This window comes from Halanaerobium saccharolyticum (assembly GCF_003053565.1).
In the GTDB taxonomy this organism is placed as follows: Bacteria; Bacillota; Halanaerobiia; order Halanaerobiales; family Halanaerobiaceae; genus Halanaerobium; species Halanaerobium saccharolyticum_B.
In genome coordinates this window covers 43,288-59,238 of the sequence record NZ_QAXS01000011.1, presented here as the reverse complement: position 1 = coordinate 59,238, position 15,951 = coordinate 43,288, and the positions used below count along the sequence as shown (strand labels likewise).

At 34.3% G+C, this 15,951-nt stretch carries 14 protein-coding genes and 1 riboswitch; of the genes, 12 read left to right on the top strand and 2 right to left on the bottom strand.

What is annotated here, in order from left to right:
* Positions 1-96: 96 nt before the first annotated feature.
* The 11 genes from C8C76_RS06305 to C8C76_RS06255 are packed head-to-tail and all read left to right on the top strand — an operon-like array spanning position 97 to position 11,350.
* Complete coding sequence (locus tag C8C76_RS06305) at positions 97-459, top strand: Asp23/Gls24 family envelope stress response protein (protein ID WP_108139725.1); 363 nt, start codon at positions 97-99, stop codon at positions 457-459.
* Positions 449-2,236: a DAK2 domain-containing protein gene (locus tag C8C76_RS06300; RefSeq protein WP_108139723.1), complete on the top strand. Its 1,788-nt coding sequence runs from the start codon at positions 449-451 to the stop codon at positions 2,234-2,236. Before C8C76_RS06305 ends, C8C76_RS06300 begins: the two co-directional genes overlap by 11 nt.
* Before the next feature lie 11 nt (positions 2,237-2,247).
* Positions 2,248-3,120 (top strand): DegV family protein, encoded by an 873-nt coding sequence (locus C8C76_RS06295; RefSeq protein ID WP_108139721.1) that lies wholly within the window; start codon positions 2,248-2,250, stop codon positions 3,118-3,120.
* A complete protein-coding gene (recG, locus tag C8C76_RS06290; RefSeq protein WP_108139719.1) occupies positions 3,120-5,177 on the top strand; it encodes an ATP-dependent DNA helicase RecG in 2,058 nt (685 codons plus the stop codon). Before C8C76_RS06295 ends, recG begins: the two co-directional genes overlap by 1 nt.
* Positions 5,178-5,199: 22 nt before the next feature.
* The gene (gene rsmD, locus C8C76_RS06285; RefSeq protein WP_108139717.1) at positions 5,200-5,739 is read left to right on the top strand and encodes a 16S rRNA (guanine(966)-N(2))-methyltransferase RsmD; all 540 of its coding nucleotides are present in this window, start codon (positions 5,200-5,202) and stop codon (positions 5,737-5,739) included.
* A 19-nt stretch (positions 5,740-5,758) separates the two neighbouring features.
* Entirely contained in the window at positions 5,759-6,256 is a 498-nt protein-coding gene (gene coaD / locus C8C76_RS06280) for a pantetheine-phosphate adenylyltransferase (RefSeq protein ID WP_108139715.1), read from the top strand.
* Between the two features lies 1 nt (position 6,257).
* A complete protein-coding gene (locus C8C76_RS06275) occupies positions 6,258-7,196 on the top strand; it encodes a 1,4-dihydroxy-2-naphthoate polyprenyltransferase (RefSeq protein WP_108139713.1) in 939 nt (312 codons plus the stop codon).
* A gap of 19 nt (positions 7,197-7,215) precedes the next feature.
* A complete protein-coding gene (locus tag C8C76_RS06270; RefSeq protein WP_108139711.1) occupies positions 7,216-7,587 on the top strand; it encodes a YccF domain-containing protein in 372 nt (123 codons plus the stop codon).
* Between the two features lie 16 nt (positions 7,588-7,603).
* A complete protein-coding gene (locus C8C76_RS06265) occupies positions 7,604-8,473 on the top strand; it encodes a patatin-like phospholipase family protein (protein WP_108139709.1) in 870 nt (289 codons plus the stop codon).
* A gap of 2 nt (positions 8,474-8,475) precedes the next feature.
* On the top strand, positions 8,476-9,246 hold the full coding sequence (locus C8C76_RS06260) for a tRNA 2-thiocytidine biosynthesis TtcA family protein (RefSeq protein ID WP_108139707.1): 771 nt from the start codon (positions 8,476-8,478) through the stop codon (positions 9,244-9,246).
* Between the two features lie 16 nt (positions 9,247-9,262).
* Positions 9,263-11,350, top strand: coding sequence for an EAL domain-containing protein (locus C8C76_RS06255; protein ID WP_108139705.1), 2,088 nt, complete (start codon positions 9,263-9,265; stop codon positions 11,348-11,350).
* Positions 11,351-11,429: 79 nt separating this feature from the next.
* On the opposite strand, the gene C8C76_RS06250 is transcribed toward C8C76_RS06255, so the two are convergent.
* A complete protein-coding gene (locus C8C76_RS06250) occupies positions 11,430-12,971 on the bottom strand; it encodes a Na+/H+ antiporter NhaC family protein (protein ID WP_108139703.1) in 1,542 nt (513 codons plus the stop codon).
* A 107-nt stretch (positions 12,972-13,078) separates the two neighbouring features.
* A riboswitch (Lysine riboswitch) is annotated at positions 13,079-13,259 on the bottom strand.
* 241 nt (positions 13,260-13,500) lie between these two features.
* Here C8C76_RS06250 and C8C76_RS06245 point away from each other — a divergent pair.
* The gene (locus C8C76_RS06245) at positions 13,501-14,511 is read left to right on the top strand and encodes a YlbL family protein (protein WP_108139701.1); all 1,011 of its coding nucleotides are present in this window, start codon (positions 13,501-13,503) and stop codon (positions 14,509-14,511) included.
* An 8-nt stretch (positions 14,512-14,519) separates the two neighbouring features.
* On the opposite strand, the gene C8C76_RS06240 is transcribed toward C8C76_RS06245, so the two are convergent.
* A complete protein-coding gene (locus C8C76_RS06240; protein ID WP_108139699.1) occupies positions 14,520-15,806 on the bottom strand; it encodes a nucleotidyltransferase in 1,287 nt (428 codons plus the stop codon).
* Between the last annotated feature and the right edge of the window lie 145 nt (positions 15,807-15,951).

Sequence of the window (15,951 nt, the reverse complement as noted above, 5' to 3'; positions counted from 1 at the left end):
TAAATGAGGATTAATTTAGGCAGCTCTGTTGATTTATTTCTTGCATAGAGGCCTTAGATAAGATAGAATAATTATGTATGAAAAGAGGTGTAAAGAATGGAAAAAGAATTAACAAATGAACTTGGTAAGATAATTATTGATGAAGAGGTAATAGCTAAAACGGCAGGTATTGCTGTAATGGAGTGCTATGGTCTTGTTGGTATGTCTTCCAGAAGTGTGCAGGATGGTCTTGCAGATCTTTTAGGTTGGGACAATATTAGTAAGGGTGTTGGTATTGATATTAGTGAAGATAAGGTTCATCTGGATTTAAACATCATTGTTGAATACGGAACTAATATTCATGAAGTAGCTCATAATGTTATGGAAAGAGTTCGCTATACCCTCGAAAATAAAGTTGGAATTGAAGTAGTAACTATAGATGTAAATGTAAGGGGAGTGAGGGTTGGCGATGCCAATTAATAATAAAGAAAAAATTACTGCAGTAGATGCAGAACAATTTAAAGATATGATGTTTACCTCACTATACTGGCTTAAAGAACAAAAATCTTTTATTGATTCTTTAAATGTTTTTCCGGTGCCAGATGGTGATACGGGTACAAATATGTATTTAACTTTTAAGGAAGCTGTATCCAGTCTGGAGGACAAAAGCTCAAGAAGTGTTTCAGAACTGGCTGCAGCACTCTCTAAAGGTGCATTAATGGGAGCTAGAGGAAACTCAGGGGTTATACTCTCTCAGCTGATCAGAGGTTTTGCACAGGCCCTTAAAAACAAGAAGCAGATGAAAGTTAAAGATTTAGCTAATGCGCTAACCAAGGCTTCTGAAGTCGCCTATCATGGTGTTTTAAAACCAGTAGAAGGAACTATTCTGACTGTGTCAAGGGAGGCTGCCGAAAAAGCTCAGGCAGAGATGGATTCTGCTGCTGATATTATAGAACTATTTGAAATAACAATTAAGGCTGCAGAAGAATCTTTAGAGCGGACTCCAGAGCTGCTGGCTGCTTTAAAAGAAGCAGAGGTTGTAGACGCTGGAGGTCAGGGATATCTAACTATCCTTGAAGGTATGCTTAAAGGATTAAAAGGAGAGAAGATTGAATATCAGGCGGCAACAGCTGAGACTAAAACCCGAAAGAAATCTGAGCTTGCAGAAGATATTAAATTTACTTACTGTACCCAGATGTTAATTGAAATTGACAGCCGTAAAACTAATATTGACCGGATGATTGACAGGATTAGAAAAGATATGCAGAGTTATGGGGACTCAATCATGGTAGTTGGCAGTGATGATGTTATTAAGATTCATGTTCACACTAACCATCCGGGTGTTTTATTAGAATACGGTCTGAAAAAAGGTAAAGTTTTTGATATTAAAATTGATAATATGCGCAAACAGAATCAGGAAAAAGTTCAGCGTGAAAATGACGCTGATTTTGATCATTCTCAATTTCATCAGGCTAAAAATAAAGCTCCTGCAGTTAAGCCTGAAGAGGGTAATCAGTCTGCAGCTGTGGAAGAAAAAGATGAAGTCAAGGCAGCAGAAGTTGATAAAAAGGAAGTTAAGGAAGATTCAGAAATAGTAGTAGAGAAAAACATTGGTATTATTTCTGTGGCTAATGGTGAAGGTGTAGTTAATATTTTAAAAGAGCTTGGAGTTGATTATGTGATTAAAGGTGGACAGTCAATGAATCCTTCCACCAATGATTTTCTCGAAGTTGTGGAAAGAATGAATACTGATCAGATAATTATACTACCCAATAATAAAAATATTATTTCTGCGGCCAAACAGGTTTCAGAACTGAGTGAAAAAGAGATAGCAATTATTGAAACTCGTTCTATTCCTCAGGCAGTGACAGCTCTAATGATTTTTGATGACCAGGCTTCTCCTGTAGAATTAAAAGAAAGTATGGAAGCAGAAATCAAGTATGTTAAAACACTTGAGATAACACAGGCTGTTAAGGACTCTAAAGTTAATGGTCTGGAAATTAAAAAAGATAGTTATATCGGACTTAAAGATGGAGATATCTTAGTTAGTGCTGATACAGAAAGAGAAACTGTAATTAATTTATTAAATAAAGTGGCTGAAGATGAAGAACTGGTCACTATTTATTATGGTGAAGGCATAACTGAGACAGAAGCAGAAGAAATCAAAGCAATTATGGAAGAAAACTTTGATTTTGATGAAATAGAAGTCTATCCAGGAGGACAGCCACTTTATCCCTTCATAATTTCATTAGAATAGGATGTGTTAATATGATAGCTCTAGTAACTGACAGCACCTGTGATTTACCGGCAGAGATTCTGGCTAAATATCAGATTGAAATTGTGCCTTTAACTGTACATTTTGAAGAAGATACCTATTATGACAAAGTTGATCTGGATAGTGAGGAATTTTATAAGATGATGGAATCTGCAGCTGATTTACCAACAACTTCACAGCCATCTGTTGGGCTTTTTATGGATAAATATCAAAAATTAGCTGAAGAATATGATCAGGTGATTTCGATTCATTTGTCCTCTGCTCTAAGTGGTACCTGTGAGTCAGCAAGACTGGCAGCTGCTCAGCTGGACGATTTGAATGTTGAAATAATAGATTCTAAATCAACAAGTACAGGTCTGGGCTTTATGGTACTGCTGGCTGCAAAAATGATTAAAGAGGGAAAAAATCTTGAAGAAATTAAGGATAAAATTCTAAAAGAGAGAGAAAAAATAACTATCTATTTTACTGTAAACGAACTAAGTTATCTGGAAAAAGGCGGAAGAATTGGTAAAGCACAGGCTTTTTTAGGCAGTATATTTAATTTTAATCCAATTTTAGAACTTTCTGCTGCCACTGGAGAAATCACTCCCAAGGAAAAAATAAGAGGCTATAAGAAAACAAATCAGAAAATGATTGATTTAGCTTTAAATGCTGCTGAGGGTAGTGAAAAAGTTAATTTCGCTTATATTTATGGTAAAGATAGTGATAATTATCAGCAGTTAAAAGAACTTTTTGAAGCAGATTTAAAGGCACAGGATAATTTTGAATATCAACTTTTAGAAAACAAAATTGGAACTGTTTTAAGTTCTCATACAGGTCCTCTGGTTTATGGGATTGTTATTTATAGAGGAGAATTATTGAGCTAATGAAACTTAAACTTTCAGATGAAGTGCAATTTGTTAAAGGTGTTGGGCCCAAATGGGCCGAACGCCTTTCCAAATTAGGGATTAAAACAGTCAGGGATCTTTTTTATTATTTTCCCCGAGAATATGAGGACCGCAGCCAGATTAGCCAGATCAAATATACTGCTCCAGGAGAGCAGGCTAATTTTAAGGTTGAAGTTTTAAAAATTGACTACCAGAAAATCAGATATAATCTTGATTTACTGCGGGTTACTTTTTCTGATGGCAGTGATGTGGTAAATGGAATCTGGTATAATCAATCCTATCTGCGGGATCAGTTTCAAAAAGGGGACAAATATATAATCAGCGGCAAAATTAGTGAAAAAAACTGGCGCAAATATAAAAGAAAAGAAATCAATAACCCTGTTTACGAAAAATTGGGTTCTGAAGCTTCGGTCTTAAATACAGGACGAATTGTTCCGATTTATTCATTAACTGAAGGTATTACTCAGCGCAGGCTGCGCCGGGTGATTGCTAATGCCTTAAAAAGTCATGCTTTTTTACTTGAAGACGAATTGCCAGAAACTATTTTAAAAGAACATAATTTTCCTGATTTAAAAACATCTATTCTTGGTATGCACTTTCCTAAAAATGATAAACATCAAAAATTTTCTCGCCGCCGGCTGGCTTTTGAGGAGTTTTTTTATCTGCAGCTTTATGCTCTGGAAGAAAAGAAAAAATATAACGATCTCCAGGGGATTGAGCATCAATTTAAAGAAGAAGAGAGCAGTAAATTTCTTGCAGCTCTTGATTTTGAACTAACATCGGCTCAGAAGCGGGTGAGTTCTGAGATCAGAAAAGATATGGAATCTAAAAAAACTATGTCAAGACTACTGCAGGGAGATGTAGGCTCAGGTAAAACTGTAGTTGCCGGTCTGGCGCTACTGCAGACTATGGCCAATGGCTATCAGGGAATTTTTATGGCGCCAACAGAAATCCTGGCTGAACAGCATTTTTTGAATTTTAAAGAACTTTTAGCTGACTTTGATTATAATATTTCTCTGCTGACAGGTAGTGTAAAAACAGCAGAGAGACAGGAGATTGAAGCTGAGATAGAAACTGGAAAAACTGATTTAATTATTGGTACTCATGCTCTTTTTCAGGAGAGTTTAAATTATGATAATCCGGGTCTAATAGTTATTGATGAACAGCACCGCTTTGGTGTTGAACAGAGACATAGTTTAAAAGAAAAAGGTGACAGTCCTGATTTATTAATTATGACAGCAACACCGATTCCGCGATCAATGGCCATGCTAATTTATGGAGATCTTGATCTTTCAGTAATTGATGAGATGCCGCCAGGGAGAAAAGAAATAGCTACTTTCTGGAGAAGAGAAAATAGAAGAAAACAGATTTATTCATTTTTAAAAGAAAAAATAGAATCAGGGAGGCAGGCCTATATTGTCTGTCCCCTGATTGAAGAATCAGAGGAAATGCCGGAACTTGTATCTGCAGAAGAGCTCTTTAATGATTTAAAAACTGGTTTTTTTAAAGAACAGAAGCTGGCTTTAATCCACAGCTCAATTCCTGCAGCAGAAAAAAAAGAGATCATGGAAAATTTCCGAGATGGTGAGATTGATATACTGGTAGCAACAACTGTAATTGAAGTTGGGGTAGATGTAAGTAATGCCAGTATTATGATCATCGAGAATGCAGAAAGATTTGGACTGGCCCAGCTGCATCAGCTCAGGGGAAGAGTTGGCAGAGGCCGCCATCAATCTTACTGTATTTTGATTTCTGATCCTCCGGGAGAAGAAGCTGCTCACCGCCTGGAAATTATGTGTAAAAGTAATAATGGTTTTTTAATTGCCGAAGAAGATTTAAAGATGCGGGGGCCGGGAGAGTTTTTTGGAACCAGACAGCATGGGATTGATGATTTAAAAGTAGCCAGTTTAATTGATGATCAGGAGCTTCTGGTTGAGGCAAGGGATGAAGCTCAGAAGATTGTAGGAATAAAAAACTGGCAGCAGCAGTATCAAAAGTTAGCAGAAATTATTTCAAAAATAGAATTAAAGATTTAATTATATCTGGAGGAGTTATTTAATGAGAATTATTGCCGGCAGAGCTGGTGGCTTAAAATTAAAAAGTTTAAAAGGAAGAGAAGTTAGGCCGACCCTGGATCGGGTAAAAGAATCAATGTTTAATATCATTGCATTTTACCTACCGGGAGCGGAAGTCCTCGATTTATTTAGCGGGTTTGGCAGCCTGGGGATTGAGGCCTTAAGTCGAGGAGCAGAGAAGGCAGATTTTGTAGAAATAAAAAAATCTCATCTTAAGATTATAGAAGATAATTTAAAAAAAGCCAAACTTTATGATCAGGCAGAGCTTTTTAATCAGGATGTTTATCAGTATTTAAAAAGCTGCAGTAGAAAATATGATTTAATTTTTATGGACCCACCGTATGAAAAAGATATGACAGCAGAAGCAGTAAAATTAATTTTAGCAAATAATTTATTAAAAGAAAATGGTCTGATTATCAGCGAAAAATCAGCTGCAGAAAAAGCAGAAGAATTTGAGGGTTTAAGTATTATAAAAAATAAACACTATGGAAATTCATTATTAACAATCTATAAACTAAAATAAATTATAAGGGGTAGTTAATATGAGTAAAAAAATTGTATATCCAGGTAGTTTTGATCCTGTTACTAATGGCCATCTTGATATTGTTGAAAGAGCGGCTAATATTTTTGATGAAGTTATAGTTTCAGTATTCTGCAATCCTAATAAAGAGCCAGTATTTACAATGGATGAAAGGGTTGAAATGTTAAAAAAAGCTACCAAAAAGTTTAAAAATGTAAAAGTTGATTCTTTTTCCGGCTTAACAACTAAATATGTTCATTCTATTGGTGGTGAGGCAATTTTACGCGGTTTAAGAGCTGTTTCTGATTTTGAAGGTGAATTTCAGATGGCTTCAATGAACAAACATCTTGATCAGGAAATTGAAACTATATTTTTGATGACAGATACCAAATATGCTTTTTTAAGTTCAAGCGTTATTAAGGAAGCAGCTTATTTTGATGGTAATATTAAAGATCTTGTCCCTGATTTTGTTTATAAAAAGTTGAGAAATAAATTTAAAGAAAAAAATCAGGAGGGATAATGTGTCAGCAGCAGCTTTTTTAAAACTGGTCGAAATTAGAACTAAGATTGCCAGTTTCACTCCTTTTTTACTGGGTAATTTATATCTTGTCTACCATTATTCTAATTTTAATATTTTTAATTTTTTTCTTTTCTTTTTTTCGCTGCTCTGCGTAGATATGGGGACAACTGCAGTTAATAATTATCAGGATTTTCTCAGGGCTAAAAGAAAAGAAGGCTATAATTATGAAGAACATAATGCAGTAGTAAACTACAACTTAAGTGAAAAAAATGTTAAAAAAACTATTTTCATTCTTTTTTTACTGGCAATAGTAAGTGGAATACTGCTTTATTTAAACACTGATGTTATAGTTTTAATCATTGGTATTATTTCATTTATAATTGGTATTTTATATACTTCAGGACCGGTGCCTATTTCTAGAACTCCGCTTGGAGAAGTTTTTTCTGGTTTCACAATGGGTTTTTTTATCACTTTTTTAGCAGTTTATGTACATAATTTAAATTTAATTGATCTGGTAATAAATAGTGGCTTATTAATTATAGAGTTTAAATATCTTGATATTTTTAAAATATTTATCTTTTCACTGCCGCTTATTTTTGGCATTGCCAACATTATGCTGGCAAATAATATCTGTGATCTTGAAGATGACCTGGCAAATAAGAGATTCACTCTGCCGATCTATCTTTCCCGCAGTAAAAGTCTTAAATTATTCAGGTATTTATATTATTTTTCTTATCTGAGTATTTTAGCAGCTGTTTTGTTAAAGATTCTGCCATTAATATCTCTTTTTTCACTTTTATCTATTTTTATAGTACAGCCAAATATAAATCTTTTTGAAAAATACCAGAGCAAAAAAGACACATTTGTTTTATCAGTCAAGAATTTTGTGATTATAAATTATTCTACAGCAGTAACTTTATTAATTGCAGTTGTTTTTTAAAAAAAGGGGGTAAAAATTTATGACTTTAATAGGAAATATTATCTGGTTTATTTTTGGTGGTCTGATTGAGGCTATTGGTTGGTGGGTTGCAGGACTGCTCTGGTCAATTACAATTATTGGAATACCAGTTGGTAAACAGTGTTTTAAGATGGCAAAAATGCAGCTTGCACCATTTGGTAAAGAAATAGTCGAAAAAGACAGCTCTTCAATCGGCTTAATTGCAAATATTATCTGGATTATTGTTTTCGGCTGGGAACTTGCTGTTATTAATTTAGTTTCTGCTCTGATTTTTGGAATTACGATTATTGGAATTCCGTTTGCTAAACAAAGTTTAAAACTTGCTTATTTATCATTAATGCCTTTTGGAAAAGATATAAGAAAAGTAAAATAATGAGGTGTTATTTAGATTGCAGATTAATAATTGTGGACTTGTATTAGAAGGTGGAGGAATGAGGGGAGCTTTTACTGCTGGTATTATCGATTATTTACTAAAAAATGAGATTTATTTTGATTATACTATTGGAGTATCGGCTGGAGCCAACAATGGTGCTAATTATACCAGCAGACAGGTCACCCGCAATAAAAAAATATTTACTGAACTTGTAGAAGATAAGAGATATATGGGAATAAAAAATTTAATTAAAGATGGAAGCTACTTTGGGATGGATTTTCTTTTTCATCAACTTCCACATGAAATCTTACCTTTTGATTATCAGAGTTTTAAAAAATCAACTACAAGGCTTAAGGTTGCAGTTACAGAATGCAGCAGCGGTGAAGTTAAATATTTTGAACCGCAGCAGTATGATAAAGTCAATAAAATTGATAAGATTTTTAAAGCATCAAGCAGTTTACCCCTTGTTTCAAATCCGGTAAAAATTGGTGATAATTTTTATCTTGATGGGGGAATTAGAGATTCGATACCGGTAAAAAAAGCTCTGGCAGATGGTTATCAAAATCTACTTGTAATTTTAACCAGAGAGAGAGGATACCGCAAAAGCCCAATTAAAGCAGAATTTATTATGGAACTTTTTTTAAGAAAATATCCCAATTTAATTGATGATTTAAAAGAAAGACACCAAATTTATAATCAGAGTCTTGATTTAATAGCAGAAAAAGAAAAAGCTAATCAGTTTTTTGTTTTCAGACCCGAAAAAATTGATATTGATCGCTTCAGTCGTGATCCAGAAGAACTTGAAGACTTATACAATTCTGGTTATCGGCTTGCAGAAAAAAGATCTGCAGAACTAAAAAATTGGTTAATAAAGATTAAGGAGTAATTATGGATTTATCTTTTGACAGCTCGATTACAGCAAAGGTTGTTAAGGCAGTTGCAGAATTTGATTTGATTGAGGATGGAGATCGGATAGCAGTTGGTCTTTCTGGTGGTAAGGACAGCACTTTTTTATTAATGATTTTAAAAATATTTGCGGACCATTTTAATAAAAATTTCAGTTTGATGGCAGTTCATGTAGACCCGGGTTTTAAAAACTCCACTGCCGTTAGAATCGAAGAATTTTGTGAACAATTAAATGTTGATTTGAAAATTATAGAAACTAAAATTGCTAATTACATAAACGAAGCAGAAAGCGAAAATCCCTGTTCCAAATGTGCTCATTTCCGTAAAGGGGCTATAATTAATTATCTGCAGCAGAATAATTATAATAAGCTTGCTTTCGGCCACCATCTGGATGATGCAGTGGAGACATTTTTGATGAGTATTTTTTATTCCGGTCAGCTGAAAGCTCTGCAGCCTGAGAGATTTTTGAGTGAAAGTGGAGTAAAAATTATTAGGCCTTTAATATATTTGAGAGAGGATATTATTTCTGCAGAAATTAACAAAAGAAAAATTGAAATAAAAAGGAGTGCCTGTCCCTATGATGGCCATTCAGCGCGTTCTCAGGTAAGAGAAGATTTTGCTCATTATTTTAATGATCAGCAGTTATTTGCTAATCTAGTTTCAGCAATGAGAGATAGTGATAATAGAGAACTGTGGCCTGAAAAGGAAGATTTTCAACTTTTAAGAACAAAAATGAAAAAATACTGGCGCTAAAAAGGTGGAAAATTGTATGTCAGAAATAGAAAATGAAGAATTTATAATCCAGAAATTAAAATATACTCAACAAAGACTCAATTTAATCTATCAAAAATCTCCTCTGGCATTTATTTCCTGGAATCGCGAAGGAGATATCATTGATTTAAATCAGGCAGCAGAAGAGCTATTTGGTTGGAATAAAATAGAGATAGAGAACAAAGATTTTATTTCTACAATTATAGCAGCAGAAGACAGGGATGTCTGGCGGAAGTGGAAAAATAATAAACTGGATGCTCTTCCGAGAGATTTTATGAGTCGAGGAATAAAAAAAGATGGCTCCATTATTAACTGCAGCTGGAATAACGCTGTAATTAAAGAAAATGGAAGTGTCGAAGAGGTTATTTCTATTGCCAAAAATTTAAGTAAAGATTTAGAACAGGAAATGGAAATGCTTAAACTTGTAAAGGCCATAAATGAAACAGATAACTGGGTTGTGATCACAGATCAATCTGGAGTTATTGAATATGCAAATACTACTGTTGAGGAGATAACAGGTTACAGCAAGGATGAAGTAATTGGTAAAAAACCATCTCTTTTTAAATCAGATAAGCATAATAATAAATATTATAAAAAACTCTGGCAGACAATAAAGTCCGGTGAGGTCTTTAACGATGTAATTATTAATCAAAAAAAGAATGGAGAATATTTCTATTCTGAACAGACTATAACCCCGATAAAAGACCACAACAGTAAGATTATTAATTATATATCTGTCGGCAGAGATATTACTCAAAACGAAAAACTGCGGCGGAAAATTGAATATATTTCTAATTACGATCTTATAACAGGCTTACCAAACCGAAAATCTGTAAGAAGTAAAATTGATAATCTAATTGAAATTAATTCTGATAAAAAAATTGCAGTTTTAGTAGTCAATATTAATCGCATCAAGTATTTAAATGATATATATACCGATTCAGAAAGCAATTACAGTTTAATTAATCTGGTGGCAGAAGAAATTAATGCCAGGGCAGACGATAATTCAAAATGTGTTAAAATAGACAGTGATAATCATCTTTCCTATCTTGGCGGAGATAATTTTGCGATGATAGTAGATGATCTCAATTCTGCAAATGAAATCTACAAAACAGCTGAAAATTTATTAGAAATTTTCTCAAATGCAATTATCTATAATTATGAACCATTTATGCTGAATGCTCGAATTGGTATTTCAGTTTATCCTGATGACTGTATTAATTCCCAGAGTTTACTTTCCAATGCCGAAATTGCTCTAATTAATATTAAGAAAAATGATTATGCTTTTTTTGACCGGGAAATGAACCAGGAAATTAAGCAATTTACTAAAATGGAAGCCAGGCTTGATCAGGCAATAAAAAATGATGAATTTGTAATTTATTATCAGCCCTACTACAAAGGTCAGAGCAAAGAACTCTATGGAATGGAAGCCTTGATCCGATGGCAGAGTCCGGATAAAGGTCTGATATCACCGGCAGAGTTTATTCCCGTTTTAGAGAATTCTCAGCTGATTAAAAAAGTAGGTCTAATTGTTATTACTAAGGTAGTTAAAAGTATAAAAAGCTGGTTGAATTCCGGTTTTCAAGTTGTTCCAATTTCTATCAACCTTTCTGCCAGACAGCTTGAAGATAGTGAGCATCTGCAGAGTATTTACCAGATTATTGAAGCTGCTGGTATAGATAACAACTTAATTAATTTTGAAATTACAGAATCCAGTGCCATGGATGATGTTAATCACAGCTTAAAAGTAATGAACAAAATGAAGGAAAGGGGATTTTCTATTTCCATTGATGATTTTGGGACGGGATATTCTTCATTTAGTTATCTGCAGAAATTTCCGATTGATTACCTTAAAATCGATATTTCTTTTATCCGGAACATGACCTTAAGTGATGATGGCAGAAATATTGTGGAATCAATAATTAATATTGCTCATCTTTTAAAGTTAAAGACTATAGCTGAAGGTGTAGAAAAAGAAATTGAATTAAAATCTCTTAATCAGCTCAATAATGACATTATTCAGGGATATTATTTTAATCCACCAATGCCGGAAGTTGAGCTTGGAAAAATATATAGTGATAAATAAATATTTAAATAATTAAAGACCGCTCTTTTTTAAGAGCGGTCTTCTGCAGTTTTTATCTATTTGATTTTAGAGAATTAAGTTAAATGACTTCTTCTGCTTTTTTACCAAAGAAACTAACAATCAGGTAAAGAACGATAAGTCCTAAAGGTAATAGGTAAACAGATGACAGTCCAAAGCCAGCTGGTAAAAAGCCGAATAAAGCAGCTACCAGTCCAACTGTTAAAGCATAAGGCATCTGAGTGCTGACATGATCCATATGGTCAACAGCAGAGGCTGTAGAAGACATGATAGTTGTATCAGAAATTGGTGAACAGTGGTCTCCCATTACACTTGCTGTTAAGACAGCAGCAATTGTCGGCAGCATTGGTATTCCAATTGAGTTTGCAAGAGGAATAGCAAGCGGCATTACAATAGCTACAGTTCCCCAGGAACTTCCAATTGTAAAGGCAATAAATGCAGAAAAAGCAAAAATCATCACCGGAACAATTTCTGGAATAATGTTTCCTTCTAAAATACCTACTAAGTAATTTGCAGTTCCTAAGTCATCTGTAATACTACCGATAGACCAGGCTAAAACAAGGATTAAACAGGCAATAAACATTGACTTTGCTCCATCAATCCAGCCGTCAACAGTTTCACTGATATTGAGAATCCCTTTAGAAAAAGAAAGAATTCCTGCGATAAAACTACCTGTAATGGCTGCCCAGAGAAGAACAATACTTGCATCAGCATTACCAAAAGCATCTCTAACTGAAGTTCCAGCTTCCAAACCTCCACCATTATACCAGAGGCCAATTAGAGTAATTAGAATAACTCCAATAATAGGTAAAAATGAATTGCTAAAGGTAAAACTTTTTCCTTCTGGCTGTTCAATTTCTTCCATTTCCTGAGAAACCATCGGAGTAGATCCCGGTCTCAAAGTTTCCCCGGTTGAGCGGGCTCTTTTTTCTGCCTTTAACATCGGTCCAAAATCTTTGGCAGTAAAGATAATTATTAAAGCAAAACCAAGTGCAAAAATACTGTAAAAACGATAAGGTATAGTTTGCACAAAGGTTCCATAAGCATTCATTTCCAGGCCGAGAGAATCAAAACCATCTCTAATTACTCCAACTTCAAAAGCAATCCAGGTTGAAATTGGCACAATACTTGAAACGGCAGCAGCAGTTAAATCAACTATAAAAGCCAGTTTTTCTCTTGAAATTTTCATTTTGTCAGTTATTGGGCGCATTGTGTTCCCAACAATTAAGGTATTTGCATAATCATCAAAAAAGATCAGAACTCCCATAAACCAGGCTGCAAGTTGAGTTTTAAGTACAGAATTTGCCTTTTCGGCAACATATTCACCGATAGCAATAATCCCGCCTGATTTATTAATTATCCCGATCATGCCTCCCATTGCCAGCAAAAATAAAATAATACCGGCATTCCAGGAATCAGCAAGTGAAGCTAAAATATAATCATCCAGAGTATGCATAAAAGCAAAGATTGGATTATATCCATTTGTAATCAATGCACCAGCAAAAACTCCTAAAAATAAAGACAAAACAACCTGTTTGCTCCACCAGGCCAAAATGATAGCCAGTAGTGGCGGCAGCAGAGAAATAATACCATAACTTTCCATAAATAAAGCCTCCTAGTTTTTGTTTTCTAAAAATTGAATAAAAGTTTTAGGGCATAAAAAATACCCGGCGATATGCCGGGTTAATAGCAAAAATCGCCTCATCATGATTCTGAGATAGCACAACATAGTAAAATACTATGACAGTTCTGTACATTTTATGTACAGCCCCAGCGGGATTTTTGAATCCTAAAAAACCCACTTCGGCAGAAAACCCTTTCATTCTAAATATAAACTGGATTCAAGCTTGAGTTTAGAATTACTAATTTTTTCTGCTCCTCTACCTCATCAATTAGATGAGGTATTTATTATGATTAGCAGAAGCTAATCAATTCTCAATATTCAATTTCATATAAAATTATAACCCAGCCTGTAATTTATGTCAAGAAATCTGGAAAAAATTTTGCATTGAACAGGGTTTATAATATATAATAGATATGTTGACTTTTTTTGCGAGAGCTATAAAAATTTCTATTTCAGCAGCTTTTCTTGCTGCTGAATACTAATAAATTAATCAAAAAGGAAGATCTTTATGAGAAATAAAAGATTAAAAAAGTTTTATTCTCGGTTAATAGGAATAATATTTATTTTATTTGTGATCAGTCATTTTATACCGGTGCCCTATCAGGTTATGGAGCCTGGAATTGCAGCTGAACTTTCGCCGATGATTGAGGTAAAAGATGGCTATGAAAACCAGGGAGAGTTTTTGCTGACGGCGGTTAGCAGCAGAAGAGCAGTGGCCTGGGATTATTTCTATATTTCACTTTTTGCACCTGAAGATAAGGAATTAACAGCTATTTCTGAACAGCTGCCGGAAAATATGGAGATGAATGAATATATAGAATTAATGGCTGAACTGATGGAAGAAAGTAAACTTCAGGCTCAGGCTGTTGCTTTTAGACAGGCTGGCTATCAGGTTGAAGTTTCTGGAGAAGGTGCAGAAATTGTAGAGGTAATGGAAAATGGAAGCGCCTACAATAACCTAAAAAAAGGTGATTTAATTACAGCTGTTGATGGCAAAAAAGTTGAAATGGCAGCTGATGCAGTTAATATTATTAAAAACCGAAACATAGGTGATGTAGTTGAAATAACAGTTATTCGCGAGGGAGAAGAGCTGAAATTCGATTTAGAGACCCTTGAACTTGAGGGTAATGAAGGAAATCCTTCAATTGGTGTTTTAATCAGCTCCAAAGGACTGGATTATAAGATTCCGGGTGAGGTCAATTTTGAAACAGAAAATATTATTGGTCCTTCAGCTGGCAGTGTTTTTAGTATGGAAATTTATAATCAATTAATTCCGGATGATATTACCGGCGGCAGAAGAATAGCTGGTACAGGAACAATTAGTCTTGACGGCGAAATCGGTCGGATAGATGGAGTTAAATATAAGATTATGGCAGCTAAAGAGGCCGGTGTTGATTTATTTATTGTACCAGAAGATAATTATCAAGAAGCCTCTGAATATGCAGCTGACTTAGAACTTTTAAAAGTTAATAATATTACTGATATTATTGAATATCTCGAAAAAGACCTTGAATTATAAGGGATAGTTTAGATTTTAATTAATTTCTGGTAAAAATCTCTGTGAGATTTACTGTGCGCTGGGTTCTGATACAGCAGTGAATAAAGGTCTGAAGCCAGTAGATCATAACTCAAGGAAAGCGCAAGTGGATTACTGGTCTTTAAATCAACAGAATTCAATTCTGCAGCTGGATTGATTATTATTTCAAGCTCAGATTTTGCTTTGAGCTGAGAAAGTAAATATTCTTTACCTTTTCGTATTCCCAGCACTCTTAGATAGTGAGGAGCATTTTTTTCTACCAGCTTTATTTTTTCAGATTCAAGCTCAAAATAAAGCTGCAGCAGTTTTCTTTTAAGCCTGCTTTCTGTTAGATTTTTAGATTTCAGAGATTCCAGAAATGAATCAGAATTATAAGCAGCCGCTGCTTTCTCAATTATTCTATTTTCCAGTCCGTTTTTAATACCCTTATATTTTCTTAAATCATCAGCCTGAAGGCGTCTTAACTGATCAACTACTTTGTTGAAAAGCTTTTCTTCAGCCTTCTTTGTAACATAACGTCCCTGTTTGATTTCATCTTTTAAAATTTTCCAGGACTCAGCTGGCATTAAACTTCTGACATCAGTCACTGCCTCAGCCCGGGCTTTAGAATTAATAATATTTCTGATCAGGGAAGCGCTGGCATAGTTTTTATTTATATTTTGGCTGTGGTAGTCTGTACCGGTTCTTTTAATAGTATATGGCTTGATATCTGAATCTAACTTAATTAATGACTTTAGATATTCTATGCCCAGGATGTTATTGGGAGCTTTCAATACTTTTTCGATATGATTTTTGTTAAATTTCTGCAGCTTTGGATAATACTGAATGCAGGCAAGGAGGGCTTGGCGCCTTGCGGTTGGAAAATCAATACCAGTTTTCAAATATCTCTGCAGTTCAGCTTTAAATTCAGAGCTTTCATTTGCAAATGCGTCTGCAGCAGCAGTAAGGATCTCAATATTGCCGGCTTCACTGCCGAAGACAATTGAATCTACCAGCTTAGTTTTTTCTAAACTTAAAACCGAGTAATGAGCAAAATATTCAGCACTCCGAATATTATAAATTAAAGGGAGTTCTAGAACAAGATCAGCACCACATTTTAGGGCCTGCCGTGTTCGAGCCCATTTATCTAAAAGAGCTGCATCTCCACGCTGAGTAAAATTCCCACTCATAATTACAAGCAGCTCATCATTTTTTGTTATTTTTTTACTCTGGTTTAGATGATATTGATGACCATTATGAAAAGGGTTATATTCTGTAATCAATGCAGTTAATGCCATAAAAACACCTCATTATTTAAATTTGATTTAATTAATTAAGTACTACTGTATAATAAAAGTTTTACTTTTCGAACTTCTTTCTATAAAGAAGGATTTGATACTTTAACACAGTATTATATATATAATAGCAAATAAATATATAAAG